Source organism: Streptomyces sp. NPDC002795 (genome assembly GCF_042888725.1).
Taxonomy (GTDB): Bacteria; Actinomycetota; Actinomycetes; order Streptomycetales; family Streptomycetaceae; genus Streptomyces.
The window spans coordinates 454,064-479,626 of the sequence record NZ_JBIAQB010000002.1 but is presented as its reverse complement, the minus strand read 5'-3'; the positions used below and the strand labels follow the sequence as shown (position 1 = coordinate 479,626).

The window sequence follows — 25,563 nt, the reverse complement described above, 5'->3', positions numbered from 1 at the left end:
CACTTTCGCTTACGTACGCTTCATGACCCGGACGCCTCCGTCCGGCGTCCACACCTGCACCACCAGGTACTTCTCGTCCTCGACGTACGTCCTGGTGACCTCGGTCAGTTCGGTGCGGAACAGGTGGAAGTCGTTGGGGTCCGGGACGGTGACCTGGTCGGTGTAGCGGGAGACGGTCGCGGCGTCCTCGACCAGAAGTGCCCGGCCGCTGATCCGGGCGTCGCCGCCGCCCATGGTCATGCCCTCGCCCGGGTTCGCCTGCATCGCGAACCGCGGGTCGCGCAGCAGGTCGCGGGCCTTGAGCGAGCCGGGCATCATGCCGAGCCAGAACTCCCCGTTCAGGAACCGGACTTCGAGGCCGCTGGTGCGCGGCGAGCCGTCCTTGCGGAGGGTGGCCAGGACGTGGTGGATGTGCTGCCCGAAGCGGTCCTCGACCGTCTTGGCGAGGTCCGGTTCGGCTTCGGTGAAGGTGGCCCAGGTGGTCGCGTTCGACGTCATGGAGCCAGTCTCGCGCGCAATCCCGACGTCCTCTGTCCGGTATCCCCGCGCGTTTCGCCGCATTCTTTTCACACGTCGGCCCTGTCACCTTGGCTGTCGCGGAGGTACCTTCCGCACCATGTCGACGCAGAACCCCGCCCCCATACCCCACGACCAGCTCCAATTCGCGATGCCACCGCAGCACACGAACGTCGCCGACGAGCGCAGGTACCGCAAGGAGCGGCTTGCGGGCGCCCTGCGGATCTTCGGGCGGGCGGGGTACGAGGAAGGGGTCTCCGGGCACATCACCGCCCGCGACCCGGAGTACGACGACTGCTACTGGGTCAATCCGTTCGGCGTGCCCTTCAAGCACGTCACGGTCGGCGACCTCGTCCTCGCCAACGGGGACGGGCAGGTCGTCGACGGCCGCTTCCACGTCAACCAGGCCGCCTTCACCACGCACGTCGCCGTGCACCGGGCCCGCCCCGAGGTGGTGGCGGTCGCGCACTGCCACTCCACGTACGGCCGGGCCGTCGCCGCGCTCGGCGAGCTGGTCGAGCCGATCACGCAGGAGGCCTGCGCGTTCTACGAGGACCACGCGCTGCTCGACGAGTACACGGGCGTCGGCGTGGACCCGGAGGAGGGCAAGCGGATCGCGGTCGCCCTCGCCGCGAACAAGGCGCTCGTGCTGCGCAACCACGGGCTGCTCACGGTGGGCGACTCGGTGGACGCGGCGGCCTGGTGGTTCATCGCCCTGGAGCGGGCCTGCCAGGTGCAGTTGGCGGCGCGCTCGGCGGGGCGTCCTGTGCTGATCGACCGGCGGCAGGCGATGGCGACCCGCGAGCAGACGGGCAGCGATCTCGTGGGCTGGATCAACTATCAGAGCCTGTGGCAGGACATCACGCGCAGCGAGCCGGACCTGCTGTCCTGATACGTGGAGTGATCAGCGGAAATCGCGCAGCACCACCCGTTTCGTCGCCGCGAACTCCTCGTCCGTGAGCACGTCCTGGCGGTGCAGCTCGCCCAGCTGCCGAAGCCGCCGCAGCAGGACGTCGTGGTCGGGTTGCCGGGGCCGCAGCGGGGGCGTACCCCGGGGTGCCGACGGGTGCGGGAGCCGGGCCGTGACCGCCGCGGCGACGAGCGCGGTCAGCAGGTCCTTGCGGGCGTTGCCCCACAGGTCGAGGGCGTACGGGTCCTTCTCCGCCGGCAGCTTGGAGTGCGGCGAGCCCTTGGGGGCGCCCTTGGGGACGAAGCGCAGCACCCCGTCCTCATAGCCGGAGCCCGGAACCCACTCCACCTCTTCGAGGTCGTCGAGCGCGATGACGCGCGGGCCCGTGGCGCGCTTCACCCGGTCCGAGGTCTCGCTCCAGTCGATGCGGACCCGGCTGCCGTCGAAGGAGACGAGGCCGTCGCTGGAGCGCACCGAGACCGGCACCGCGGGGCCCGGCACGAGGTACGCGTCGGCGGGGCCCGGCGGCAGCTGTTCGAGCAGCAGGGCCTGGCGGATCTCCTCGGCGACGTACTCGGCGACCCCGGAGCGGTCGGCGTCGACCGTGAGCCGGTACGGGTCGGCGGTGTCCGGGAGGCGGCCGCCGGTGGCCTGGAGCAGCGGGTCCGCGGCCTCGCGCAGGGTGAGGCGGAGGCGGCCGCGTCTGCGCTCGGGTTCGTAGGCGACGCCGGCGACGGCGGTGAGCGGTACGTCGATCTCGCCGTAGGTCTGCCGCAGCAGGGCGACCGACCGGTGCAGACCTGGGGTGATGCGGACCGTGGTCCCGTCGAAGGCCCAGGTTCCGTCACGCTGGATGATCTCGGCCATACGGAAATTCTCGCAGCGACGTCAACACTCCGGTCAATGCAGGTCAAAGCCATTCACTCTTGAGGGGTGAGCCCGTGCGATGTCACGCCCCCGGCGTGCGGCACAATTCGCCTTCAAGGCAAGGAAGTTGACGAGGGTGGGGCGGCTGCGGTGGCGGTGCAGGAAGCGCGGAACGACCGGACGGCGCACGAGGGCGGGTGCACCTGCGGCGACTGTCCGCGCGGGGCGCGCGAGGGGCACCGCAGGGCCGTCGCCCGATTCGCCGCGAAGCGCGACGAGTTGGCGGCGGGACAGGGGCTGCCCGCGGCCGTCGCGCACTCGGCCGGGGCGTCGCGGCAGTGGATCTCCGACGAACTCACCCAGTCCGCGCGGGCGATGGCCGACCGCGGCCGCGAGGAGGGCGTGGCCTGGTTCACCCGGCTGTGGCCGCGCACGCTGTACGTGGTGTGGGGCGGCGTGACCGCCCTGCTGATCGTCCAGTCGCTCACCGCGATCGGCGCCGGCTGGACCACCGCCCGCACGGCGGGGCTCGTGGCCGCGCTGGTGGTGGCCGGGGCGCTCACCGTGGCCGGATATCTGCACCGGGCGCGCGGCGGTCTGCTCGCGCCGCTGATCGGCGAGGACAACCGCCTGTCGACCTCGCGCGCGGTGGCGTGCGGCGTGCTCCTGCCGACCCTGTACGCGGTCCTCGTCCTCGCCGGTGAACTGGCGCTCGCTTCGGACCCCGCGCGACGTGACGCCCTCATTGACGGCCTCGAACTCGCCCGTGGGGCAGGCCTGTTGACGGTTCTCGCGGTGGTGTGCGCGGTCGCCGTGCTGGTACGCCGGGTGGTGGGGGTCCGCGTCGGCGGGCAGCGGCTGCAGAAGCTGCGGGCGCCGCGGCCGCGCGCCTCCGACCTGCTCACCGACGACTCCGGGCGCGGCAGCTTCACGGACATCCAATACGCCGCCGTGGGCGCGGCCGTCGTCGTCTGGGCGGCCGTCCGCCTCGCCCGCCGCCCCGACCAGCTGCCGGACCTGCCGTGGTCCCTCGCGGTCCTGGTGGGCGTGTCAGCGGCGACGTATCTCGCCGGGAAGTACGCGGAGGGCGGCCGGCCGGCGATCCTCTCCGTGGTGCGGGCGCGGGAGGCAGGCGACCTGGACGCGCCGATCCGCACCGGCGACGACATCGAGATCCGCGGCTCCGGATTCGTGCCGCCGGGCGCGGGCGCCGTGGACCAGCTCGCGCGGGTCGCCGTGCGGATCGGCCCGGTGCACGTCCATGTGCCGCTCGTCCCGGTCCCCGGCGGCTTCACCAACCCGACCGACGCGCTGCTCACGGTGCCGGTCCCGGTGGACGTGGAGCCGGGGCGGGTCGAGGTGCAGGTGATCACGGCGGCGGGCGTCGAGACGAACCGGTGCGCCATCGACGTCGTCGACTGAAGCGGCCGTTCGGCTTCCGTAGTGAGCCGGGGCGTGCTCTCGTACGTATGGTCAGGTAGAGACACCAGGCGCGAGAGGCGGCGGAGCGGCTATGGCGCACGGCATGCGATCCGACCTGAGCACGAGCTACGGCCCGCCGTCCGGAGGCTGGCGCGACACCGCGCAGCGGTACGCCCTCGTGCCGCTGCGCGTCTTCCTCGGCGTCACGTTCATCTACGCCGCGTTCGACAAGCTGACCGACAGCGCGTTCTTCAAGGCCAGTGGGGGCGGCTCGATCGGCGACCAGATGCGGGGCGTGCGGGACACGTCCGCGATCCCGGCGCTCGTCGACCTCGCGCTGAAGTCGCCTTCGGGCTTCGGCTACGCGATTGCCTTCGGCGAGCTGGCGGTCGGGATCGGCACGCTCCTCGGTGTCCTCGCGCGGCTCGCGGCGGTCGGCGGGGCGCTGATCTCGCTGAGCCTGTGGCTGACGGTGAGCTGGGCGACGGAGCCGTACTACCTCGGGAACGATCTGGCGTATCTGATGGCGTGGCTGCCGCTGGTGCTGGCGGGGGCGGCGGTGTGGTCGGTGGATTCGTGGTGGCGGGGGCGGCGGACCACGTATTGACGCGGATGGCGTCGCGGTCGCGGGGCGCTGCCCCGGACCCCGCGCCTCAATCGCCGCAGGGGCTCGCTCGATGTGGGTGCTGATGTGGATTTTGTTGCGCGAGAGCCTGTTGCTCGAGTGGATCGATTGCTCAAGTGGATCGATCCGCTCGATCGCAGCCGGCGGGGTCCGGGGCGGAGCCCCGGGAGCGCAGCCCCATCATGCGCCGAACAGCCCCGACGACCGCCGCCAGGCACAGCCCTCCGCACACCAGTGGGATTCCCACGAACCACGGCGCGTCCCACGCGTCTCCCGCGTCGCCGAAGTAGACGACCGCCGTTGTCATCAGGACCAGTCCAGCGATCAGCCGACCCGGATGGAATTCACTTCGCACGGTCCACCTCCACCTGTCCGAGCCCGACTTCCACGTGCAGTTCGATCGAGGCCTTGGTGGGCTTCTTGCCCGGCGGTGCCAAGGTCACCGTCTCCTGCTGGTCCGGGCGTACGTCCACATCGCGCGACGGGTCGCCCGGCAGCCGGATGTCCCCTACGCCGACCTCCGCGCGCAGCCGCGCCGTCCCGTCCGCGGGCAGCACGATCCGGACCTTGCCCGCGCCGACCTCCACATGCGTGGCGAGGGTCTTGCCGTCGGCCACCGACACCTTGGACAGGTCGAGCGTGCCGACGCCCGAGCCCAGTTCGTAGCTCGGCCGCACGTCCGCGGCGCGCGCGGGCGTCCAGTCGGTGCGGGCCCACTCCGTGCTGATGTTCGCGGGCAGTGCGGCGGACGCCGTGAGCAGGCCCGCCGTGATCAGCGCGAGGAGGATCGAGCCGACGCCGGTGCGGCCGCGGAAGGCGCTCACCGCGATGCCCAGGCCGAACACGGCGAGCGCGCAGGCGAGTCCGGTCTGCAGGCTGGCGCCAAACGTGCGCTCGTCCCACGTCACGCCGGTGCCGATGCCGCCCGCGATCAGCGCCCCGAGGAACGTGAGCGCGCCGATGCCGCGCGGTCCTGTCGGCTGCGGTGGCGCGGACGGCTTGGCGGTGACGGGCCCGCGCCAGGAGCCGAACCGTGTCGCCGCCGGGCGCTCCTCGGCGTCCGGCGGGCCCCACAGGTAGCCGGTGGCGCCGTCGTGCGTGCCGTCCTTCACGATCGGGTCGCGCCACCACGAAGGCCCGCGCGCGACCGGCGGTGCCTGCGCCTCCGGCGGTGCGTCCGCGACGGCCTGGGCCGCCGCCGGGTCCGGGTCGGTCGTGCGCCGCGCCTGCGACCAGTAGCCGGCGCCGGCGAGCAGCAGGGCGAGTACGACGGCGAAGGTCAGCGCGCCCCCGTTGTTCAGCATGGAGAGGAACACCCCGCAGCCGACGAGCGCGGTGACTATCGCGGCAAGGCCCGGCCCGTCCACCCGCCCCGTGAGGAGCTTGCGGAACTCGTTCTCGTCCTCGTCGTCGTACGGCGTGAACAGCCACGCGAAGCCGTAGAAGATCAGCCCGACGCCGCCGGTCACCGAGAGTACCGACAGGCCGATGCGGAAGATCACCGGGTCCATGTCGCAGTGCCGGCCGAGCCCCGCGCACACGCCGCCCAGCGTCTTGTACCGCCGGTCGCGGCGGAAGCCGCGCAGTGGCCGTGGCGGCCGCGCGTCTTCAGGGGGCGTGTCGAGAGGGGGCTGCTGGGTCATACGTACATCGTGACGGCCGGGGCCCGTTCGCGGCAGCCGGGAGAACCCTGGCCGAACCCTGAGATCGTCCCTGAGCCACCCGCGGACACGACCCGGGCGGGAAGATCAGGGAAGTATCCGGGGCCGACCCTGATGCCCGGCCCTCTACCGCATGTGACGATCGGTGGCATGCCGGAAGCAGCGCCCGCCCCTCTCACCGAGGACCGAGACGACCCGCGGCCGCCGCGCAAGCTCTACCGCAGCAGCGACGGTCGCTGGCTGGGCGGAGTGGCGCGGGGCCTCGCGGGGCATCTCGGGCTGCCGGTGATCTGGGTGCGTCTGGTCTTCGTGGGCCTGTTCATGGCGGACGGGCTCGGGGCGCTGCTGTACGCGGCGTTCTGGTTCTTCGTGCCGCTGGGCGTGGGCGGCGTCGGCGCGGACCGCCCGCCCGTGCTCAGCACGGAGACGTCTCCCGACGGCCGCCGCCGGCTGGTGACGCGCAAGCCGGACAAGGGTCAGATCCTCGCCCTGCTCCTGATGGTCGTCGTAGCGATGATCTTCGTGGAGAACGTGAACCTGACCGGCAACACCAAGGCGTACCTGATCCCCACCGTGCTCGTCGCCGCGGGCGTCGCCCTTGTCTGGCGGCAGGCGGACAACGCGCGCAGGGCCCGCTGGATGGAGGTCGGCCGCCGTCGGCGCACGCTGAGCCTGGCCCGCGCGGCCTCCGGGGTGCTGCTCGTCGGCGTGGGCGTCACCGGCATCTTCGTCACGCAGGGCGCCACCGAGCACCTCGGCCCGATCCTCCAGGCGGCGCTCGCCGTCCTCGTGGGCATCGCGCTCCTCGCCGGGCCCTACCTGATCCGGATGACGCAGGACCTCTCCGAGGAGCGTCTGATGCGCATCCGCGCGCAGGAGCGGGCGGAGGTCGCGGCCCATGTGCACGACTCGGTCCTGCACACGCTCACCCTGATCCAGCGCAACGCGGACAGTGCGGCCGAGGTGCGCCGCCTCGCCCGCGCCCAGGAGCGCGACCTGCGCGCGTGGCTGTACAAACCGGCCGCGGCGGAGAACCCGCAGGAGCCGGAGACGGTGGCGGAGGCGGTGAAGCGCAACGCGGCCGAGGTCGAGGACAAGCACGGGGTCCCGCTGGAGGTCGTGGTGGTGGGCGACACCCTGCTCGACGAGCAGTTGTCGGCGCAGATGCAGGCCGCGAGGGAAGCGATGGTGAACGCCGCCAAGTACGGTGGCGTGGGCGGCGCCGTCCAGGTGTACGCGGAGGTCGTGGGCGACGTCGACGGGGAAGAGATCTTCGTCTCCGTACGTGACCGGGGCCCCGGCTTCGACCTCGATTCCATCCCGCCCGACCGCATGGGCGTAAGAGAATCAATCATCGGCCGGATGGAGCGCTACGGCGGGACGGCCCGGCTGCGGGCGGTGCCGGACGGTGGCACGGAGGTCGAACTGACCATGAAGAGGGCGGAAGGGACGTCATGACCGACGAGGCAGCTCAGACGCGACGGGTACGAGTGGTCCTGGTCGACGACCACCGCATGTTCCGCACCGGAGTCCAGGCGGAGATCGGCCGTACCGAGGAGACGGGCGTCGAGGTGGTCGGCGAGGCCGCCGACGTCGACCAGGCGGTCACGGTGATCACGGCGACGCGGCCCGAGGTGGTCCTCCTCGATGTGCACCTCCCCGGCGGCGGCGGCGTCGAAGTGCTGCGCCGCAGCGCCCAGATGATGGCGGACGCGGAGAACCCGGTGCGGTTCCTGGCGCTGTCGGTCTCGGACGCGGCGGAGGACGTGATCGGTGTGATCCGTGGCGGCGCCCGCGGCTACGTCACGAAGACGATCACCGGCACGGACCTCGTCAACTCGATCTTCCGCGTCCAGGAGGGCGACGCGGTGTTCTCGCCCCGCCTCGCCGGCTTCGTCCTCGACGCCTTCGCCTCGACGGACGCGCCCCCGGTGGACGAGGACCTGGACCGCCTCACGCAGCGCGAGCGCGAGGTGCTCCGGCTGATCGCGCGCGGTTACGCGTACAAGGAGATCGCCAAGCAGCTGTTCATCTCGGTGAAGACGGTCGAGTCGCATGTCTCGGCGGTGCTGCGCAAGCTCCAGCTCTCGAACCGGCACGAGCTGACGCGGTGGGCGACGGCGCGAAGGCTGGTGTGACGTAGCGGTCTTCGGGGGCGGCTCACGCCACCCGCGTCGCCCCCGCGAACGGCATCTCGTCGATCGGGGCCACCCGTACCGGGGCGCTCGGGTTCGGGGCGTGGATCATCTTGCCGCCGCCGATGTAGAGGCCCACGTGCGTGATGCCCGAGTAGAAGAACACCAGGTCACCCGGCTGGAGTTGGGACTGCGGCACCCGCTGCCCCGCGTCGATCTGGCTGTACGTCGTCCGGGGCAGCGAGACCCCCGCCGCCTTGTACGCGGCCTGCGTCAGGCCCGAGCAGTCGAAGGCGGAGGGGCCGGTGGCGCCCCATACGTAGGGGCTTCCCAGTGCGCCGTACGCGAAGGAGATCGCTGCCTTGGCACGGGAGTTGGGTGCGTGGGAGAGGTCGGCGCGTTCCGCCGAGCGTGAGGCGTGCTCGCTCTGCGCGGGGGCGGGGGTGCGCTCCTCCGGGGTGAGGCGGGCGAGGAGGCGGCGGGCCTCCCCGAGTTTTCGCTTCACCTTCTTCTTGTTGTCCTCCAGGTCGGCCTTTTTGGTACGGAGTTCGGAGAGCGTGTCGTCGGCGTCGCCGCGCAGCTGGTCGATCTCGCGGAGTTCGCCCTGTACGCGGGTGACCGCGGCGGCCTGCCGTGCGCCGACGCGCTCCGTGAGGGACGCCTTGTCGAGGTAGGCGTCGGGGGAGGAGGAGAGGAGCAGCTGGACCGAGGGGTCCACGCCTCCCGTGCGGTACTGGGAGGCCGCCACCGAACCCAGCTTCTCGCGCTGGGAGTTGAGGGACTCGGTGCGCCGGGACGCCTCGTCCTGGAGGGCGTCCACCTTCTTCCGCGCGCCGTCCGCCTCCTCCTTCGCCCCGTTGTACTTCTGGGTGGCGGCCTCCGCCTCCTGGTACAGCTTGTCGACCTTGGCCCGCACCTGGGCGGGGCTGAGCTCGGGCTCCGCGTGCGCCGCCCCGCCGTCGAGGGCGGTGACGGTGGCCGCGGACGCGAGGGCGAGGGTGGCCGCGGTGCGGGCCCTCCCGCCGTTGAGCGAACGCGGTCGGGGCTTGCGGTGTGCTGCCGGCACAAGGTCCTCCTCTGGGCGGCCGTACGAGAACGCACGGCCCCCGGTCGCGCGTCCGGCGGCGGCCCGCACAGGGGGAGCGGGTCGCCGCCGGACCTTTCTCGGCGGTGGTGTCCGACTGCCGCCCCTGGCACGGGCGGCGGTGGGGAGCCGGTCACCTGAGCAAGGACGCTAAACCTCCGCGTAACGGGTTGGTGCCGGATTGTTCGCAACTGGTCTGTTTGTTATGGATGGTGGCGGAGAGTGATAACAGAGTGGCAAAGGGGTGCCCGTAGTAGGCCATGGACGTCCGGTTAGGCTCCGCCTCATGGACGTACTCATCCACCTCTTCGTCGGCCTGCACATCATCGGCATCGCCTCGCTGCTCGGCGGCTTCCTCACGCAGATGTCGGCGATGAAGGAGGGCGCGGCCCGCTTCAACAAGGCGATGCTGCACGGCGCCCTGACCATGCTGGTGACCGGCGTCGCCCTGGTCGGCCTCAACCAGGCCGACGGCAGCACCGTGAACAACATCAAGATCGGCGTGAAGCTCGCCGTCCTGGTCGTGATCCTCGGCATCGTCTACGTGAAGCGGGACGAGGAGAAGGCGGAGAAGGGCCTCTTCATCACCGTCGGCGCGCTCACCGTCGCCAACATCTTCATCGCGGTGCTCTGGACCTGAGCGACCGCGTACGTACGTCAGGCCGGCCGCACCACGCTGTGGATCGACGACGTGCCGTCGTAGTAGATCGACTCCTCGCGCACGGACGTGCCCGGCTTCGGCGCGTGGACCATCATGCCGTCGCCCATATAGAGGCCCACGTGGCTGATGTCGTCGTAGAAGAACACCAGGTCACCGGGTTGGATATCGGAGAGCGGCACCGTCTTGCCGATCTCGACCTGGTCCCAGGTCGTCCGGGGCAGCGAGATGCCCGCTGACTTCCACGCCGCCTGCGTCAGGCCCGAGCAGTCGTACGAGTCCGGGCCTGTGGCGCCCCACACGTACGGCTTGCCCTCCTGCGCCTTGGCGAACGCGAGTGCCTGCGCGGCCTTCGTGGCGTACGAGGCGTCCGACGATCCCGATGCGGACCCCGAAGAGCCGGAAGAGGAACCGGAGGACTCCTCCTGCTGGCGCGCCTTTTCGGCCGCCTTCTGCTTCGCCGCCTCCGCGGCCTTCTGCTTCGCGGCCAGCTCCGCCGCCTTCTTGCGGGCCGCCGCCTCCTTGGCCTTCTCGATCGCGGCGAGCCGCGCCTTCTCCTCGGCGGTCAGCTCGGCCAGCAGCTCGCGCGCGTCGGAGAGCTTCGTCTGGACGGTCTCCTTCGTCGACCTCAGGTCGGTCTGCGACTCGGTGAGGTCCTGGAGGCTCGACTGCGCCTCGGTGCGCTTCTTCGCGGTCTCGCGCGCCTGTGACTGATAGTCGTCGACCGACTTCTTCTGCTCGTCGGTGAGCCGGCTCATCAGGTGGCGCTGCGAGAAGTAGTCCTCCGGATCGTCCGCGAGGAACATCGTCGCGGTGTCGCTGACGGCGCCCGAGCGGTACTGCTCGGCGGCGTACCTGCCGAGCTTCTGGCGGGCCGTGTTCATGTCCTCGGTGCGCTGCGCGACATCGTCGAGGAGCGCGTCGACCTGCTGCTTCTTGGAGTCGGTCCGCTCCTTCGCCCCGTTGTACTTCTGGGTGGCGACCTCGGCCTGCCGGTACAGGGTGTCGACCTTCTGCTGGACCTCTTCGAGGCGCGGCTTCGACGAGGGCTGCGCGGGCGCGGCCTGTGCCGTCTGCGAGAGCAGTGCCACGGAGGTGAGGGCGGCGGTGGTGATGCCGACCGCGGGGGTCGTTCGAAGGCCGCCGGTCATCAGGGAACGGCTGCGGGGCTTGCGGTGCGACGCCAAGGCAGGCGACTCCTTCCGTCGTCCGCCTACCGGGTTAGCTGTCGGGTTCGGGCGTGGTACGCGGAAGGCTGCCCTACGGTCGGCTGGTCGGCTGACCGATTCACCCCAAGGTCGGTTGGGTCCCCGGTTCCCTGCCTTACGGCGTACGGAACTCAGCGGGGGCTTCCCGTTCGCCGCGACATTCGCGGGCGGGGGGACGGGCTGCCCGGCTGCACCGTAGCCAACTCGTGTGGCTGCTGTGAAGGTTGATGTTCGATATGCCCGATACATTTTCGTGATCTGCCCTCTGGAGGGTCCCCGGAGTTCCGAAGGCAGCCACGGGTTGTCAGTGGGGCCGCCTAGACTCGTAGAGCGATGAGCAGCCTCTTTGACGACAGCTTCCTGACCGGCCTCCAGAACAGCGCGGAGGAACCCCCGCCGCCGCCCCCGGACCCCGAGCACGACGACGGGGCCGCGGAGCCGATGCCGGACGACTTGTTCGGCGGGAAGCTCGGCGCGCCCGCAGGCAGGGACACGCACTACCGGGACGGCGCGCCGCGCCCTGTCCTCGACTCGGCCTCCCTCCTGGAGGGGCTGAACGAGAACCAGCAGGCGGCCGTCGTGCACGGCGGCTCCCCGCTGCTCATCGTCGCGGGCGCCGGATCCGGCAAGACCCGTGTCCTCACGCACCGCATCGCGTACCTGCTCGCCGAGCGCGGCGTGCACCCCGGCCAGATCCTCGCGATCACGTTCACGAACAAGGCCGCGGGCGAGATGAAGGAGCGCGTCGAGGACCTGGTCGGCCCGCGTGCGAACGCCATGTGGGTGTCCACCTTCCACAGCGCGTGCGTGCGCATCCTGCGCCGGGAGAGCAAGAAGCTGGGCTTCACGTCCTCCTTCTCGATCTACGACGCCGCCGACAGCAAGCGGCTCATGGCGCTCGTCTGCCGCGACCTGGACCTGGACCCGAAGAAGTTCCCGCCGAAGTCCTTCAGCGCCAAGATCAGCAACCTCAAGAACGAGCTGATCGACGAGGAGGACTTCGCGTCGACGGCTGCCGACGGCTTCGAGAAGACCCTCGCCCAGGCCTACGCGATGTACCAGGGACGCCTGCGCGAGGCGAACGCGCTGGACTTCGACGACCTGATCATGACCACGGTGAACCTGCTGCGCGCGTTCCCGGACGTCGCCGAGCACTACCGCCGCCGCTTCCGGCACGTCATGGTCGACGAGTACCAGGACACGAACCACGCGCAGTACGCGCTGGTGCGCGAGCTGGTCGGCCCCACCGAGGGCGAGGACGCGGACCCGGCCGAGCTGTGCGTCGTGGGTGACGCGGACCAGTCGATCTACGCGTTCCGTGGCGCCACGATCCGTAACATCCTGCAGTTCGAAGAGGACTACACGAACGCGACGACGATCATGCTGGAGCAGAACTACCGCTCCACGCAGACGATCCTCAGCGCCGCGAACGCGGTGATCGAGCGCAACGAGTCGCGCCGCCCCAAGAACCTGTGGACCAACGAAGGGCCCGGCGCCCAGATCACCGGCTACGTCGCGGACACCGAGCACGACGAGGCCCAGTTCATCGCCGACGAGATCGACCGGCTCACGGACGCGGGCGACGCGCTGGCGGGCGACGTCGCGGTCTTCTACCGGACGAACGCGCAGTCCCGAGTCTTCGAAGAGATCTTCATCAGGACCGGCCTGCCCTACAAGGTCGTCGGCGGCGTCCGCTTCTACGAGCGCAAGGAGGTCAGGGACGTCCTGGCCTACCTGCGCGTGCTCTCCAACCCCGAGGACTCGGTGCCGATGCGCCGCATCCTCAACGTGCCCAAGCGCGGCATCGGCGACCGCGCCGAAGCGATGATCGACGCCCTCTCCCAGCGCGAGAAGATCTCCTTCCCGCAGGCGCTGCGCCGCGTCGACGAGGCGTACGGGATGGCGGCCCGCTCGGCGAACGCCGTGAAGCGGTTCAACACGCTGATGGAGGACCTGCGCACGATCGTCGAGTCGGGCGCCGGCCCGGCCACGGTCCTGGAGGCCATCCTCGAACGCACCGGATACCTCGCCGAACTGCAGGCCTCCACCGACCCGCAGGACGAGACCCGGATCGAGAACCTTCAGGAACTCGCCGCCGTGGCCCTGGAGTTCGAGCAGGAGGCCAGCGAAGAGGGGGAGTCCGAGACGGGTGGAGGAGGCCTCTCCGACTTCCTGGAGCGCGTCGCCCTCGTCGCCGACTCCGACCAGATCCCCGACGAGGAGGACGACGGGAGCGGCGTCATCACGCTGATGACGCTGCACACCGCCAAGGGCCTGGAGTTCCCGGTCGTCTTCCTGACCGGCCTGGAGGACGGCGTCTTCCCGCACATGCGCTCCCTCGGCCAGGCCAAGGAGCTGGAGGAGGAGCGCCGCCTCGCGTACGTGGGCATCACGCGCGCGCGACAGCGCCTCTATCTGACGCGCGCCTCCATGCGCAGCGCCTGGGGCCAGCCCTCGTACAACCCGCCCTCGCGGTTCCTGGAGGAGATCCCGGCAGGCCACCTGGACTGGAAGCGCACGGGCCCGTCCACGCCTGCGGCCTCGACCAAGAGCATCGGTGGCGGCATCGCGGCCTCCCTGTCGTCCTCGCGCTCCCGCACGGGCACGACACCGGCCTTCGCCACGCGCCGGGCGAACTCCAAGCCGGTGGTGCCCCTCGCGGTCGGCGACCGCGTCACGCACGACCAGTTCGGGCTGGGCACGGTGGTCGGCGTGTCGGGCACGGGCGACAAGTCGGAGGCGTCGATCGACTTCGGCGACCCGAAGCCGAAGCGTCTGCTGCTGCGGTACGCGCCGGTCGAGAAGCTGTAGCCGCGCTGCGGCCGCTCCTCTGAGGGGGGAGCGGCTCAGTTCGGGTTGATGCCGTGGCTGCGCAGCCACGGCAGCGGGTCGATCGCCGCGCTGCCGCCGGGCCGTACCTCGAAGTGCAGGTGCGGTCCTGTCGAGTTGCCGGAGTTCCCGGACCGCGCGATCACGTCACCGGCCTTCACCGGACCGTTCATCACGGTGTGCGAGGACAGGTGGCAGTACCAGGTCTCCGTGCCGTCCTTGGCGGTGACGATGGCCATGTTCCCGTACGCGCTGTTCCACTGCGTTTTCACGGTGCCGTCCGTCGCGGCCATCACCGGGGTCCCGTACGAGACGGGGAAGTCGATGCCGGAGTGCTGGGACATCCAGTTGACACCGGCCTGCCCGAAGAAGGCGCTCAGCCCGTGCTGCTTCACCGGCAGCACGAACTTGGGCCGCGCCGCCTCCTTGCGCGCGGCCTCCTCGGCGGCCTGCTTCCGCGCCGCCTCCTGCTTGGCCTTGAGGTCGATCCGCTCCTGCGTGCGGCTCGCCCGGTCGGCGAAGTCGCCCGCGTCGGCGGACAGATCCTTCAGCTGCGAGTCCAGCTTGTTGTTGGCGACGGCCGGCTTCACGGCCTGCGCGTCCGAAGCGGCCGCGGCCTGCGTCTCCTTGCCGTCGTCCTCGCCACCGCCGCCGACGCTCGCCGCGGCGATCCCGGCGACGCCGACCACACAGACCGACGGCACGACGACGGTGATGAGCGCGGACCGCTTGGCCGCCGGACGGCGGCGGCCGGCGCGACCACGGGAGACGTTCTTCCCGGCCCTGCGCGATGCGGGCTGCGGGGTTGCCTTGGGGGCGGGCTCGGGAGTGGGATCGAGGTCGAGGACGGGCCCGTGCGCGTGATCCGCTTCGGGGTCCGGCTCCACGATCGGCTCGGGCTCGGGCCCGTCCTCCGCGGTGCCTACGGCGTCGGCCGCGTTCCACTGCGTGGCGTCGTACGCGCCCGTGTCGTACGCGGTCGTACCGAAGACCGGGGCCTGGACGGTGTGGGTGAAACCCTGAGTGTCGTGCGGGTCGGGCGCGCCGAGCATGTCGTGCGTGCTGAAGCTCTGGGTCTCGAAGCCCTGGGCCTCGAAGTGCTGCGCCTCGAACCCCTGGAACTCGAAGCTCTGCGTCTCAAAGGACTGCGTCTCGAAGGTCTGCGTCTCGAACGACTGCGTATGCGGCTGCGCGTCGAAAGTCTGCGTCTCGAAGATCTGCGTCCCGAAGTGCGGGGCCTCGAAGCTCTGCGTGTCGGGGTGCTGAGCCGCGTACGTCTGCGTCTCGTACGCCGAGGTGTCCCACTGACCCGTGGTGTGCTGCTCTGCCATCGTCCGCGGCTGCTGCGCCGGGATGTCGGCGACCTGCTCGTACCCGCCGGTCGCCCAGGCGCCGCTCGTGTCGTAGGCGCCGGTGTCATAGGTACCGGTGCCGAAGGAGCCTGCGTCGTAGGTGCCGGTGTCGTAGTACGCGGAGGCGTAGGGGTCGGCGTACTGCTGCTGGGGGGCCGTGTGCCACTGGCCGGTCGCGTGGGAACCCGGTTCGTAGGGGTCCTCCGCCATGTCGCCGAAGAGCGGATCACTCGCGAAGCTGGTCGCGGAGTGACCGTCGTACGCCGCGTAAGGCGCGGTCCCCGACGGATTGCGGTCGTTCACCAACTTCTCTTTCGCCTCGACGACAGGGGCTGCCAGAGCAGTGCGGTGACTGTACCCGTCGGTACGACGGCTCGACAATCTTCGTCGGGTTTCCGGGCCCGGGGAAACGGGCAATCAGCCGCCTTTGGGTGGACTGTGGACAGTTCCTTGGCCCTGGGTTCGAGACCCGTTCGACGAAAGCGCGGGGAAGTCGCGGGATTTCAGGCCACCGTCAGACCGCCGCCGGTCTTGTCGGCGGCGCGCGCTCCCTCCGCGGGCTCCGCGTCGAGGGCCTGGCGGATGCCGGTCGCGACGGCCGGGTGCACCGGCAGCGCGAGATGGCCGATGCCCGTGACCCGCACGTTCTGCGCGAGAAGGTCCGCGTGGTCCACGCACGCCGTCTCCAGAGGCAGCATCAACTGGTCGAAGTCGCTCCAGAAGCTCACGAAGCGCGTACGGCAGCCGGGCGCGGGCCGCTTCAACTCCTCGACGAGGGACGAGCCGGGCCGCATCTGCCGGACGATCGGATGCGCGTCGGCGAGCGGCGCCACGCGTGTGCCGCCGTGCGGGGTGCCGAGGGTGACGAGCGTGCGCACCCGCGTGTCGCCGCCGAGGCACTGCACGTAGTAACGGGCTATCAGACCGCCCAGGCTGTGCCCCACGATGTCGACCCTGTCCCGGCCCGACCGCTCGCACACCTCTTCCACGTGCCGGGCGAGCAGCGCGGCGGCGGCCCGGATGTCGCAGGTGAGAGGGGAGTAGTTGAGCGATTCGATGTGCCGCCTGCCGTGCTGCGTGAGGGAGCGGCGCAGCAGGACGAAGACGGAGCGGTTGTCGATGAAGCCGTGCAGGAGAAGGACCGGGGGCTTGGCCGGGGTGGGCAGGCGCGGCGCGTCCGCTGCTGTCGGTGGGCTCTCCTCCACCGTGACGGTTTCCCTGTCCATGGGGGTGCAGGGCGAGGGATGCCGGGGCAGCGCCCGCGGCTGCCTTCGTTCCGGGAGGATGCCCGAGGGGTAGAGGAGCAGATGGCCCGCGAGGATCGCCAGCTCCAGGGCGGTCGCCTTCAGGAGCGCGATCGAGAGACCGGCCAGTCTCGTGGGCAGCAGGTGGCAGAGGGGGCGAAAGGGCAAGGTCCTCGTGACCTTCATCGGTCAACCTCCCGTCGGCACACGGGAGGACGCCTCTGTCCCCGTGTGCGCTCATGAGAGCCGGCCGAAGCGGCCCCGCGGCGCCGGCCGTGTCCGATGCGCCGACTCATCGGTCCGGACGGCAGCCGGAAGCACCGTGCCACCGTGCCGTGCGGCTGTCGGCGCGGTGGCGCGCGACCTCGAAGCGGCTCCCTCGCGCCTGTCCCGGATGTGGCGGTGAGTCCCGCCTGTGGCAGTCGCGGCGCGCAGCGAATGTGTCCCACCGTGTGATTTCCCCCTCGGTCCGCACCGTGAAACGGCGGCTTGCGGGATGCTGTCGATAACGTTCGTTCACTTCGGGCATCAGTCTTTGAACAGTCGCTTCAACTTCTGCTTGAGCAGTCGTTTCAGGGAGGCAGTGATGGGTGTGGCAGCCGGTCCGATCCGCGTGGTCGTCGCGAAGCCGGGACTCGACGGCCACGATCGCGGGGCCAAAGTGATCGCGCGGGCGCTGCGCGACGCCGGGATGGAGGTCATCTACACGGGCCTGCACCAGACGCCCGAGCAGGTCGTGGACACCGCCATCCAGGAGGACGCCGACGCGATCGGTCTTTCCATCCTCTCGGGCGCGCACAACACGCTCTTCGCCCGCGTCATCGAGCTCCTCGCCGAGCGCGACGCCGCGGACATCAAGGTCTTCGGCGGCGGCATCATCCCCGAGGGGGACATCGCGCCGCTGAAGGAGAAGGGCGTCGCGGAGATCTTCACCCCGGGTGCCACGACGGCCTCCATCGTCGACTGGGTCCGCGCCAACGTCCGCCAACCGGAGCCGTCCGGCGGCTGACCTTCCAGCCTGCCTTTCGTACGAGAGCCCGCGGGGTCCGGGGCGAAGCCCCGTGACCTCGCCCCCGGTGCCGCACATGAGGGATGCGGGGCCGGGGCCCGGGCCGGATCACGGCGGAGCCAGTTCGTCCCGCATGGCCCGGCGCAGCCGCAACGTGCCGGCGAGGCGCTGGAACGCCTCCGTCCAGTAACCCCCGGCCCCGGGCGCCGAGCCCTCCGGTTCCTCGACGGCCGCCGTGAGCCCGTCGAGCCGCGCCACCTCCTCGGGATCCAGGCAGCGCTCCGCGAGTCCCATCACCCCGCTGAAGCTCCACGGGTAACTCCCCGCGTCCCGCGCGATGTTCAACGCATCGACCACGGACCGCCCGAGCGGCCGCGCCCACGGCGTGCCGCACACCCCCAGCAGCTGGAACGCCTCGGACAGCCCGTGCGCCGAGATGAACTCCGCCACCCAGTCCGCCCGTTCAACCCCCGGCAGCGCCGCGAGCAGTTTCGCCCGCTCGGCGAGCGACACCGCCCCGGGCCCCGCCGCGTCCGACGACGTCGGCGCCCCGAGCAACGCCCGTGACCAGCCGATGTCCCGCTGCCGGACCGCCGCCCGGCACCACGCGGCGTGCAGCTCCCCGCGCCAGTCGTCGGCGACCGGCAGCGCCGCTATCGCCTCCGGGCTCCGGCCACCGAACCTGTCCGGCCACCGGCCGAGCGGCGCCGCCTCCACCAACTGGCCGAGCCACCACGCCCGCTCCCCCCGGCCCTGCGGCGGCTTCGCCACGACGCCGTCCCGCTCCATCCCCGCGTCGCACTCGTGCGGCGCCTCCACGACGATCTCCCCCTCCGCGCGGTCGAGCGCCACGCAGGTCAGCGCGCGGTCCGCCATCCGCGCGGCGAGCGCCGAGCGGGGGAGCGCGGAGAGCAGCTCGGCCGCCGTCGCCCGCACGTTCTTGCTGCGGTCGGTCAGCGCCTGCTCCAGGAACGGCTCGTCCGCGTCGCCGAGCCCCGTGCGCAGCGAGTCGAGGAACATCAGGCGGTCCTCGGCGCGCTCCGTGCCCCAGGTCCCGGCCAGGAGCGTCCGGGCCGCGTCCGGATCGTGCGCCCGAACGGAGGCGAGCTGTGCGACCCGCTCCGCGAACAGGCCCTCCTCCCACCGCAGATGGACCTGTTCGCTCTCCTCCGGAGCCGGCAGCACGGCGCCGACGCCCGGCGTGGCACGCAGCGCGAACTTCCAGTCCGGGTTGAGCCGGGCCAGCCACCGGGCGCGCGGCCCCGCGAACGCGAGGGCCGGTGGGCGCAGGTCGGTGCGGCCGCGCGCCGCGTCGAGCAGTGCGGGCAGCAGCTCGGGCGGGGGCGCGTACCCGTGCGCGTTGGCCGTGGCCAGCCACTGCGGGAGCAGTTCGAGGAGGTCGGGAGCGGTGCCGCGGCGCGGACCGCTGCCGCTGGAGCGGTCGGTGAGCAGGAGCGCGAGCCGCTGGCGCGCGGCCCTCGGCAGTGGGGGACGCGGGTCGGCCTCGGCGCGGTCCGGCGGTGCGGTCGCCGTGCCGGGACGCAGGCCGGCCCGGCGGCGCACGGTGTGCACGGCGGCCTCGTCGAGGAGGGCGAGTGGCGGGCGGTCCGAGCGGCGTTCGGTTCCGAGCAGGGCGGCGCTGACGAGGTCGTCCCAGGTGGCGGTGGTGGTCATCGTGGGTCCTCTCCGTGGTGCGGTCCTCTTCACCGGCAACGGTGTTTCGGCGTGGTGGCTGTTCTCGGATGGGTCAGCACAGCGATATGACCTCCCCCGCTTCCTCCGCCCACGTGGCCAGCGGGCGGAAACCGGTCGGGCCGCATTCGCCGAACACCGTCACCGGCGCGCCTCCCGAGACGGCGACCAGGCGCCACAGGCCGGGGGACGCCGCCGCGTGTGCGGTGAGCGGGAGCGCCGACTTGCCTTCGTCGTCCGCCAGTTGCCAGTGGCCGTCCGGGTCCCGCGTCGGTATCACCTCCGCGAGCGTGACCGGCCAGGACTCCAGCCAGGGGTCGGCCGCGAGCGCCGCTCCGTAGGCAGCGAGACCGGAGGTGACGTCAACTCCCTTCGGGCGTACGGCACCAGGACGTATGCCGTCCGAATCCGCCGGGGCGAACTGCTCGCCCAGCTCCGCCCGGAGGGCCCCCGCTCCGGGATACGCCGACACCGCCGCGTCGAGCGTGCGCCCGGCCGGCAGGGCGAGCGCCGGGGCGCGGCCTGCCGCCCCGTAGGAGAGGAGCAGCACGGTGCGCGCGCTCCGCGTGCCGTGCAGCCATATCCGGCGCGTGGTGAGGTGGCCGTCCGCCGTGTCGTACTGGGAGAGGACCAGCCAGCGGTCGCGCAGCGGTGGCTCTCTGTCCGAAGCCGGCAGGCCCACGCGCGAACGGACCGTCGCCGCCAGGTCGGCGGGCAGGGCATCGCGGCGCAACCAGCCCTGGTCGAGGAGGTGGAGCAGCGCGCACGCTTCGAGCAGTCGCACCGGCCAGCCGGGCCCGGACGCGGGGATCGCCCCCAACTCCCTTACGCGCGCCGCGAGTCCGGGCGCCTGCGCGTCGACCATGCGCGCGGCCGTCTCCTCCCACAGGCCGTAACCCGACTGCTCCGCCTGCGCGAGGCCGCCGCGCAGCAGGTCGGCGAGGCGCTGCTCCAGTTCTGTCGCGCCCGCCGTGATCCGCTGGGCGCGGCGCTCGGCTCTGCGCCGGGCCGCCTCCGGATCCGCCGGGGCGCTGCCCGGACCGGTCTCCGACACCGCGGATTCCTGGGACCCTGCCCGCTTCTGCCGCCCCGCCAGCCAGGGCTCGGCCCACTCCGGCGGCGACTGGCCGGCCGGCACCTGCGCATCGCCGCCCGCCCAGAGCAGCAAGAGCCCGAGCGCGTGCTTGCACGGGAACTTGCGGCTCGGGCAACTGCATTTGTACCCCGGCCCGTTCGCCCCCGGGGCGCCCCCGCCGATGTCCACGATCGTCTGGTACGGCTTGCTGCCGCTCCCCTTGCACAGTCCCCATACCGCCCCCTCGTCCGAATCCTCCGCGCCCGCGGAACTTCCGGTCCCCGACCACGGGCCCGGCCCCCCGAGCTTGCTTCCCGCCTTGCGTGACGCGGCGTCAGGCGCCAGTGCGAGCACCTGATCCGTCGTCCAGCGCACCCCCAGCTGATTCATGTCCTCGACGGTAGATCCCGCCACTGACAATCCGACCGGCAACGGCTCTGACCTGCGGTGATTGTGCGGCCGATGTCGATTGTCAGTGGCGTGGTGCACCGTGGAACCCATCACGCGACGAGAGCGGTCGAGGGCTCGTCGTGCGGGTTCGAGTGGGGCGAGTTGGAGGGGGACAGCCATGACCATTTCCGTCGAGAGCCAGACTGGGAACCGGGCCGGGAGTCAGGGCGGGGGCCAGGTCGCGGACGAGGTGCTGCGGGCGCACGCCGAGGACGCGTTCGCGGAGGAACTCGCGGCGCTCGCCGCGCAGGACGACCGGCCGCGGCCGGCCCGCTGGCGCATGTCGCCGTGGGCCGTCGCGACGTATCTGCTCGGCGGCGCACTGCCCGACGGCACGGTGATCTCGCCGAAGTACGTGGGCCCGCGACGCATCGTCGAGGTCGCCGTGACGACGCTGGCGACCGACCGGGCACTGCTCCTGCTCGGCGTGCCCGGCACCGCCAAGACCTGGGTGTCCGAGCATCTCGCGGCCGCCGTGAGCGGGGACTCGACGCTGTTGGTGCAGGGCACGGCGGGGACGCCCGAGGAGGCCATCCGATACGGCTGGAACTACGCGCAGCTGCTGGCCAACGGGCCGAGCAGGGACGCCCTCGTGCCGAGCCCGGTCATGCGGGCGATGGCGGAGGGGATGACCGCGCGCGTCGAGGAGCTGACGCGCATTCCGGCCGATGTGCAGGACACGCTGATCACGATCCTGTCCGAGAAGACCTTGCCGATACCGGAGTTGGGGCAGGAGGTGCAGGCGGTGCGCGGCTTCAACCTCATCGCCACGGCCAATGACCGCGACCGCGGGGTCAACGATCTGTCGAGCGCGCTGCGGCGCCGGTTCAACACGGTCGTGCTGCCGCTGCCCGCGAGCGTGGAGGACGAGGTCGACATCGTCTCGCGGCGGGTCGACCAGGTCGGCCGCGCACTGGAGCTGCCCAGCGCGCCCGACGGGATGGACGAGATCCGCCGCGTCGTCACTGTCTTCCGCGAGCTGCGCGACGGTGTGACGGCCGATGGGCGGACGAAGGTGAAGTCCCCCAGCGGCACGCTGTCGACCGCCGAGGCGATCTCCGTCGTCACCAACGGCCTGGCGCTGTCCGCCCACTTCGGGGACGGCGTGCTGCGCCCCTCCGACGTGGCGGCCGGAATCCTCGGGGCCGTGGTGCGGGATCCGGCGGCGGACCGGGTCGTCTGGCAGGAGTACCTGGAGGCCGTGGTGCGCGAGCGCGACGGCTGGAAGGACTTCTACCGGGCCTGCCGAGAGGTGAGCGCATGACGACCAAGCCGTCGAGCGCGACGGGCCCCGCGCTGCTCGGTGTGCGGCACCACGGGCCGGGCTCCGCGCGTGCCGTGCGCACCGCGCTCGACGCCGCCGAGCCGCGGATCGTACTGATCGAGGGGCCACCGGAGGCCGATGGTCTCGTGCCGCTCGCCGCGGAGGCCGGTATGCGGCCGCCGGTCGCGCTGCTCGCGCACGTCGTGGACGAGCCGGGGAGGTCGGCGTTCTGGCCGTTCGCCGAGTTCTCGCCCGAATGGGTCGCGATCCGCTGGGCGTTGGCGCGCGATGTGCCGGTGCGCTTCATCGACCTGCCGGCCGCGCACAGCCTGGCACTGCGCGGCGATGACGAACCCGCGCCAGAGAACCCCGAGGGGCCCGGGGGTCCCGAGGACGAGGACTCCGTGCGCGTGGACCCCCTGCGCGTGGACCCCCTGCGGGTCCTCGCCGAGACCGCCGGATACGACGACGCGGAGCGCTGGTGGGAGGACGTCGTCGAGCACCGGGACGGCGACGCCTTCGCCGCGCTCGGGGAGGCGATGGGCGCGCTGCGGGAGACGTGCGGGGACGGGGGACACGGCCGTGATGTGACGCGCGAGGCGTACATGCGCCTCCAAGTGCGGGCGGCGCAGCGTGAGTTCGGGGACGACGTGGCCGTGGTGTGCGGGGCGTGGCATGTGCCCGCGCTGCGGGAGAGGACGACCGTCGCGGCCGACCGCGCCCTGCTCAAGGGGCTGCCGAAGGCGAAGGTCGACATGACGTGGGTGCCGTGGACGCACCGGCGCCTGGCCCGGGTCAGCGGATACGGGGCGGGCATCGACTCGCCCGGCTGGTACGGGCATCTGTTCAGCGCGCCCGACCGGCCCGTGGAGCGCTGGCTGACCAAGGTCGCCGGGCTGCTGCGCGAGGAGGACCGCATCGTGTCCTCCGCCCATGTCATCGAGGCGGTACGGCTCGCGGAGACCCTCGCCGTGATGCGCGGGCGGCCGCTCGCGGGGCTCACCGAGACCACCGACGCGGTGCGGGCGGTGCTGTGCGAGGGCTCGGACGTACCGCTGGCGCTCATCCACGACAAGCTGGTGGTGGGTGACGTGCTGGGGGAGGTGCCCGAAGCGGCGCCCGCGGTGCCGTTGCAGCGCGACCTGACGCGGCAGCAGCGTTCCCTGCGGCTCAAACCGGCCGCGGCGGAGAAGGAGTTGGACCTCGACCTGCGGGGCGACACCGACGCCGCGCGCAGCCGCCTGCTGCACCGGCTGCGGCTCCTGGGCGTGGCCTGGGGGGAGCCGGCGAGATCGGCGCGCGGTACCACCGGCACGTTCCGCGAGTCGTGGCGGCTGCGCTGGGAGCCGGAGCTGTCCGTGCGGGTCGCGGAGGCCGGGGGGTGGGGGACGACCGTGCTCGCCGCCGCGACCGTCAAGGCGGAGACGGACGCGGTCGCGGCGGGGGCGCTCGCCGACGTCACGGCGCTCGCCGAGGTCTGCCTCCTCGCGGGACTCGCGGACGCGCTGCCGACGGTGATGCGGATCCTCGCCGACCGTGCGGCCCTCGACGCGGACGTCGGTCACCTCGCCGGCGCCCTGCCCGCCCTGGTCCGCGCCCTGCGCTACGGCGACGTGCGCGGCACCGACACCGAAGCCCTCGCCGAGGTGGCGGCGGGCCTCGCCGGGCGGGTCTTCGTCGGCCTGCCCCCGGCGTGCGCGGGGCTCGACGCGGAGGCGGCCGAAGAGATGCGCGGTCACGTCGACGCGGTGCACTCGGCCGTGGCGCTCCTTGAGGACACCGGGGTGCGCGGGCGCTGGCGGACCGTGCTGCGCGTGCTCGCGGAGCGGGACAGCGTGGCCGGGGTGATCCGGGGGCGGTGCGCGCGGGTTCTGCTTGACGAGGGCGTGCTCGACGAGGAGGACGCTGCCCGGTTGATGAGTCTCGCCCTCTCGCCCGGCACCGCGCCGGCCGAGGCGGCGGCGTGGATCGAGGGATTCGTCGGCGGCGCGGCCGGGGGTTCGGGCGGCGGGCTGCTTCTGGTGCACGACGAGCGGCTCCTGGGCCTGGTCGACGCGTGGCTGACGCGGGTGTCGGGCGATGCGTTCACGGACGTACTGCCGTTGCTGCGGCGCACGTTCTCGGCGTACGAGCCCGGCGTGCGGCGGACCTTGGGCGAGCTGGTCCGGCGCGGGCCGTCCGCGGGCGGGCAGTCCCCGGTCACCGGCGGACCGAGCGGCTTCGGGGAGGAACTGGACGCGGAGCGGGCGGACGCGGTGCTGCCGGTGCTGCGCCTCCTGCTCGGGGACGGGGACGGGGACGGGAACGGGAACGGCCGGGGAGACAACAGCCTTGAGGGGGCGGTGGCATGACGGACACCGGGACAGACACGGACGAGCGGTTGCGGCGCTGGCGACTCGTGCTCGGCGGGGCGGACGCGGACGGTACGGGCTATGGGCTCGCGGGGCAGGACGCCGCGATGGACGGCGCCCTCGCCGCGCTGTACGGCTCGGGCAGCGACAAGCAACAGGGCGGCAGGCAACAGACCGGCGGCAGCCGGAGCGGGGGGCTCGGCGCGTCCGCTCCGGCCGTGGCCCGCTGGCTCGGCGACATCCGGACCTACTTCCCGTCCTCCGTCGTCCAGGTCATGCAGCGGGACGCCATCGACCGGCTCGGGCTCTCCACGTTGCTGCTCGAACCGGAGATGCTGGAGGCCGTCGACGCGGACGTGCACCTCGTCGGCACGCTGCTCTCGCTCAACAAGGCGATGCCCGAGACGACGAAGGAGACGGCCCGCGCCGTCGTGCGCAAGGTCGTCGATGACCTGGAGAAGAAGCTCGCCACGCGCACCCGCGCCACCCTCACCGGAGCCCTCGACCGCAGCGCCCGCATCCAGCGGCCGCGCCACCACGACATCGACTGGCACCGCACGATCGCGGCCAACCTCAAGCACTACCTGCCCGAGTACCGCACGATCGTGCCCGAGCGGCTCATCGGGTACGGGCGCGCGGCGCAGTCCGTGAAGAAGGAAGTCGTCCTCTGCATCGACCAGTCGGGCTCGATGGCGGCATCCGTCGTCTACGCCTCCGTCTTCGGGGCGGTGCTCGCCTCCATGCGCTCGATAGCGACCCGGCTCGTCGTCTTCGACACGGCCGTCGTGGACCTGACGGACCAGCTCGACGATCCGGTCGACGTCCTGTTCGGCACCCAGCTCGGCGGCGGCACGGACATCAACCGGGCGCTCGCGTACTGCCAGTCGCAGATCACCCGCCCCGCGGAGACCGTCGTCGTCCTCATCTCCGACCTCTACGAGGGAGGCATCCGCAACGAGATGTTGAAGCGGGTCGCCGCGATGAAGGCGTCCGGCGTGCAGTTCGTGACGCTGCTCGCGCTCTCCGACGAAGGCGCGCCCGCCTACGACCGGGAGCACGCGGCGGCGCTCGCGAGCCTGGGCGCGCCGGCCTTCGCCTGTACTCCGGATCTGTTCCCCGACGTCATGGCCGCGGCCATCGAGAAGCGCCCCTTGCCGATACCGGACGCGGCCTCGGAAAAGGGTGCACCAGCCGCGAACCGGATATGAGTA

At 71.9% G+C, this 25,563-nt stretch carries 21 protein-coding genes and 1 riboswitch; of the genes, 11 read left to right on the top strand and 10 right to left on the bottom strand.

From position 1 onward, the window contains the following. Positions 1 to 9 precede the first annotated feature (9 nt). Positions 10 to 498, bottom strand: a complete 489-nt coding sequence (locus ACFYWS_RS06715) for a pyridoxamine 5'-phosphate oxidase family protein (protein ID WP_389270368.1) — start codon at positions 496 to 498, stop codon at positions 10 to 12. A gap of 118 nt (positions 499 to 616) precedes the next feature. On the opposite strand from ACFYWS_RS06715, the gene ACFYWS_RS06710 reads away from it, so the two are divergent. Further along, positions 617 to 1,408, top strand: coding sequence for a class II aldolase/adducin family protein (locus ACFYWS_RS06710; protein WP_389270365.1), 792 nt, complete (start codon positions 617 to 619; stop codon positions 1,406 to 1,408). Between the two features lie 12 nt (positions 1,409 to 1,420). Here ACFYWS_RS06710 and ACFYWS_RS06705 read toward each other — a convergent pair whose 3' ends face one another. Continuing rightward, positions 1,421 to 2,293, bottom strand: coding sequence for a DUF4429 domain-containing protein (locus tag ACFYWS_RS06705; protein ID WP_389270362.1), 873 nt, complete (start codon positions 2,291 to 2,293; stop codon positions 1,421 to 1,423). A gap of 150 nt (positions 2,294 to 2,443) precedes the next feature. Between ACFYWS_RS06705 and ACFYWS_RS06700 the strand changes: the two genes are divergently transcribed. Next, positions 2,444 to 3,715, top strand: coding sequence for a hypothetical protein (locus tag ACFYWS_RS06700; protein WP_389270359.1), 1,272 nt, complete (start codon positions 2,444 to 2,446; stop codon positions 3,713 to 3,715). Positions 3,716 to 3,806: 91 nt separating this feature from the next. Further along, entirely contained in the window at positions 3,807 to 4,322 is a 516-nt protein-coding gene (locus tag ACFYWS_RS06695) for a DoxX family protein (protein WP_389270356.1), read from the top strand. Between the two features lie 362 nt (positions 4,323 to 4,684). Here the strand turns inward: ACFYWS_RS06695 and ACFYWS_RS06690 are convergent, their stop codons facing one another. Continuing rightward, complete coding sequence (locus ACFYWS_RS06690; RefSeq protein ID WP_389270353.1) at positions 4,685 to 5,983, bottom strand: PspC domain-containing protein; 1,299 nt, start codon at positions 5,981 to 5,983, stop codon at positions 4,685 to 4,687. Positions 5,984 to 6,151: 168 nt separating this feature from the next. On the opposite strand from ACFYWS_RS06690, the gene ACFYWS_RS06685 reads away from it, so the two are divergent. Next, a complete protein-coding gene (locus tag ACFYWS_RS06685; protein WP_389270350.1) occupies positions 6,152 to 7,459 on the top strand; it encodes a PspC domain-containing protein in 1,308 nt (435 codons plus the stop codon). Next, positions 7,456 to 8,139: a LuxR C-terminal-related transcriptional regulator gene (locus tag ACFYWS_RS06680; protein WP_389270347.1), complete on the top strand. Its 684-nt coding sequence runs from the start codon at positions 7,456 to 7,458 to the stop codon at positions 8,137 to 8,139. Before ACFYWS_RS06685 ends, ACFYWS_RS06680 begins: the two co-directional genes overlap by 4 nt. Positions 8,140 to 8,161: 22 nt before the next feature. Here ACFYWS_RS06680 and ACFYWS_RS06675 read toward each other — a convergent pair whose 3' ends face one another. Continuing rightward, positions 8,162 to 9,202, bottom strand: a complete 1,041-nt coding sequence (locus ACFYWS_RS06675) for an NlpC/P60 family protein (protein ID WP_389270344.1) — start codon at positions 9,200 to 9,202, stop codon at positions 8,162 to 8,164. A 304-nt stretch (positions 9,203 to 9,506) separates the two neighbouring features. Between ACFYWS_RS06675 and ACFYWS_RS06670 the strand changes: the two genes are divergently transcribed. Next, on the top strand, positions 9,507 to 9,860 hold the full coding sequence (locus ACFYWS_RS06670; RefSeq protein WP_389270341.1) for a hypothetical protein: 354 nt from the start codon (positions 9,507 to 9,509) through the stop codon (positions 9,858 to 9,860). Between the two features lie 17 nt (positions 9,861 to 9,877). Here the strand turns inward: ACFYWS_RS06670 and ACFYWS_RS06665 are convergent, their stop codons facing one another. Next, positions 9,878 to 11,065, bottom strand: a complete 1,188-nt coding sequence (locus tag ACFYWS_RS06665) for an NlpC/P60 family protein (RefSeq protein ID WP_389270338.1) — start codon at positions 11,063 to 11,065, stop codon at positions 9,878 to 9,880. Positions 11,066 to 11,072: 7 nt separating this feature from the next. Next, positions 11,073 to 11,233, bottom strand: a riboswitch (cyclic di-AMP (ydaO/yuaA leader). A gap of 186 nt (positions 11,234 to 11,419) precedes the next feature. On the opposite strand from ACFYWS_RS06665, the gene pcrA reads away from it, so the two are divergent. Further along, complete coding sequence (gene pcrA / locus ACFYWS_RS06660; protein ID WP_389270335.1) at positions 11,420 to 13,897, top strand: DNA helicase PcrA; 2,478 nt, start codon at positions 11,420 to 11,422, stop codon at positions 13,895 to 13,897. Positions 13,898 to 13,932: 35 nt separating this feature from the next. Here the strand turns inward: pcrA and ACFYWS_RS06655 are convergent, their stop codons facing one another. From ACFYWS_RS06655 to ACFYWS_RS06645, 3 genes are all read right to left on the bottom strand, one after another. Next, the gene (locus ACFYWS_RS06655) at positions 13,933 to 14,259 is read right to left on the bottom strand and encodes a M23 family metallopeptidase (RefSeq protein WP_389271741.1); all 327 of its coding nucleotides are present in this window, start codon (positions 14,257 to 14,259) and stop codon (positions 13,933 to 13,935) included. A gap of 793 nt (positions 14,260 to 15,052) precedes the next feature. After that, the gene (locus ACFYWS_RS06650) at positions 15,053 to 15,220 is read right to left on the bottom strand and encodes a pentapeptide repeat-containing protein (RefSeq protein ID WP_389270332.1); all 168 of its coding nucleotides are present in this window, start codon (positions 15,218 to 15,220) and stop codon (positions 15,053 to 15,055) included. 550 nt (positions 15,221 to 15,770) lie between these two features. After that, entirely contained in the window at positions 15,771 to 16,697 is a 927-nt protein-coding gene (locus ACFYWS_RS06645; RefSeq protein WP_389270329.1) for a lipase family alpha/beta hydrolase, read from the bottom strand. A 400-nt stretch (positions 16,698 to 17,097) separates the two neighbouring features. Here ACFYWS_RS06645 and ACFYWS_RS06640 point away from each other — a divergent pair, with 400 nt between their 5' ends. Then, entirely contained in the window at positions 17,098 to 17,520 is a 423-nt protein-coding gene (locus ACFYWS_RS06640; protein WP_389270326.1) for a cobalamin B12-binding domain-containing protein, read from the top strand. Positions 17,521 to 17,628: 108 nt separating this feature from the next. On the opposite strand, the gene ACFYWS_RS06635 is transcribed toward ACFYWS_RS06640, so the two are convergent. Both ACFYWS_RS06635 and ACFYWS_RS06630 read right to left on the bottom strand, forming a co-directional pair. Next, complete coding sequence (locus ACFYWS_RS06635; RefSeq protein WP_389270323.1) at positions 17,629 to 19,194, bottom strand: DUF5691 domain-containing protein; 1,566 nt, start codon at positions 19,192 to 19,194, stop codon at positions 17,629 to 17,631. 73 nt (positions 19,195 to 19,267) lie between these two features. Then, positions 19,268 to 20,677, bottom strand: a complete 1,410-nt coding sequence (locus ACFYWS_RS06630) for an SWIM zinc finger family protein (protein WP_389270320.1) — start codon at positions 20,675 to 20,677, stop codon at positions 19,268 to 19,270. A gap of 178 nt (positions 20,678 to 20,855) precedes the next feature. Here ACFYWS_RS06630 and ACFYWS_RS06625 point away from each other — a divergent pair, with 178 nt between their 5' ends. From ACFYWS_RS06625 to ACFYWS_RS06615, 3 genes are read left to right on the top strand one after another with little or no spacing between them, the layout of a single operon-like run. Beyond that, positions 20,856 to 22,001, top strand: a complete 1,146-nt coding sequence (locus tag ACFYWS_RS06625; RefSeq protein WP_389270317.1) for an AAA family ATPase — start codon at positions 20,856 to 20,858, stop codon at positions 21,999 to 22,001. Further along, positions 21,998 to 24,352, top strand: coding sequence for a DUF5682 family protein (locus ACFYWS_RS06620; protein WP_389270314.1), 2,355 nt, complete (start codon positions 21,998 to 22,000; stop codon positions 24,350 to 24,352). The genes ACFYWS_RS06625 and ACFYWS_RS06620 overlap by 4 nt, the downstream gene beginning before the upstream one ends. Then, positions 24,349 to 25,560: a vWA domain-containing protein gene (locus tag ACFYWS_RS06615; protein WP_389270311.1), complete on the top strand. Its 1,212-nt coding sequence runs from the start codon at positions 24,349 to 24,351 to the stop codon at positions 25,558 to 25,560. Before ACFYWS_RS06620 ends, ACFYWS_RS06615 begins: the two co-directional genes overlap by 4 nt. The last annotated feature ends 3 nt before the right edge of the window (positions 25,561 to 25,563 follow it).

Bases quoted from the DNA above. Each gene is read 5' to 3' on its own strand.
- ACFYWS_RS06715 (WP_389270368.1), bottom strand. From the start codon at position 498: ATGACGTCGAACGCGACCACCTGGGCCACCTTCACCGAAGCCGAACCG.
- ACFYWS_RS06710 (WP_389270365.1), top strand. From the start codon at position 617: ATGTCGACGCAGAACCCCGCCCCCATACCCCACGACCAGCTCCAATTC.
- ACFYWS_RS06705 (WP_389270362.1), bottom strand. From the start codon at position 2,293: ATGGCCGAGATCATCCAGCGTGACGGAACCTGGGCCTTCGACGGGACC.
- ACFYWS_RS06695 (WP_389270356.1), top strand. From the start codon at position 3,807: ATGGCGCACGGCATGCGATCCGACCTGAGCACGAGCTACGGCCCGCCG.
- ACFYWS_RS06690 (WP_389270353.1), bottom strand. From the start codon at position 5,983: ATGACCCAGCAGCCCCCTCTCGACACGCCCCCTGAAGACGCGCGGCCG.
- ACFYWS_RS06685 (WP_389270350.1), top strand. From the start codon at position 6,152: ATGCCGGAAGCAGCGCCCGCCCCTCTCACCGAGGACCGAGACGACCCG.
- ACFYWS_RS06680 (WP_389270347.1), top strand. From the start codon at position 7,456: ATGACCGACGAGGCAGCTCAGACGCGACGGGTACGAGTGGTCCTGGTC.
- ACFYWS_RS06670 (WP_389270341.1), top strand. From the start codon at position 9,507: ATGGACGTACTCATCCACCTCTTCGTCGGCCTGCACATCATCGGCATC.
- pcrA (WP_389270335.1), top strand. From the start codon at position 11,420: ATGAGCAGCCTCTTTGACGACAGCTTCCTGACCGGCCTCCAGAACAGC.
- ACFYWS_RS06655 (WP_389271741.1), bottom strand. From the start codon at position 14,259: ATGTCCCAGCACTCCGGCATCGACTTCCCCGTCTCGTACGGGACCCCG.
- ACFYWS_RS06645 (WP_389270329.1), bottom strand. From the start codon at position 16,697: ATGAAGGTCACGAGGACCTTGCCCTTTCGCCCCCTCTGCCACCTGCTG.
- ACFYWS_RS06640 (WP_389270326.1), top strand. From the start codon at position 17,098: ATGGGTGTGGCAGCCGGTCCGATCCGCGTGGTCGTCGCGAAGCCGGGA.
- ACFYWS_RS06635 (WP_389270323.1), bottom strand. From the start codon at position 19,194: ATGACCACCACCGCCACCTGGGACGACCTCGTCAGCGCCGCCCTGCTC.
- ACFYWS_RS06630 (WP_389270320.1), bottom strand. From the start codon at position 20,677: ATGAATCAGCTGGGGGTGCGCTGGACGACGGATCAGGTGCTCGCACTG.
- ACFYWS_RS06625 (WP_389270317.1), top strand. From the start codon at position 20,856: ATGACCATTTCCGTCGAGAGCCAGACTGGGAACCGGGCCGGGAGTCAG.
- ACFYWS_RS06620 (WP_389270314.1), top strand. From the start codon at position 21,998: ATGACGACCAAGCCGTCGAGCGCGACGGGCCCCGCGCTGCTCGGTGTG.
- ACFYWS_RS06615 (WP_389270311.1), top strand. From the start codon at position 24,349: ATGACGGACACCGGGACAGACACGGACGAGCGGTTGCGGCGCTGGCGA.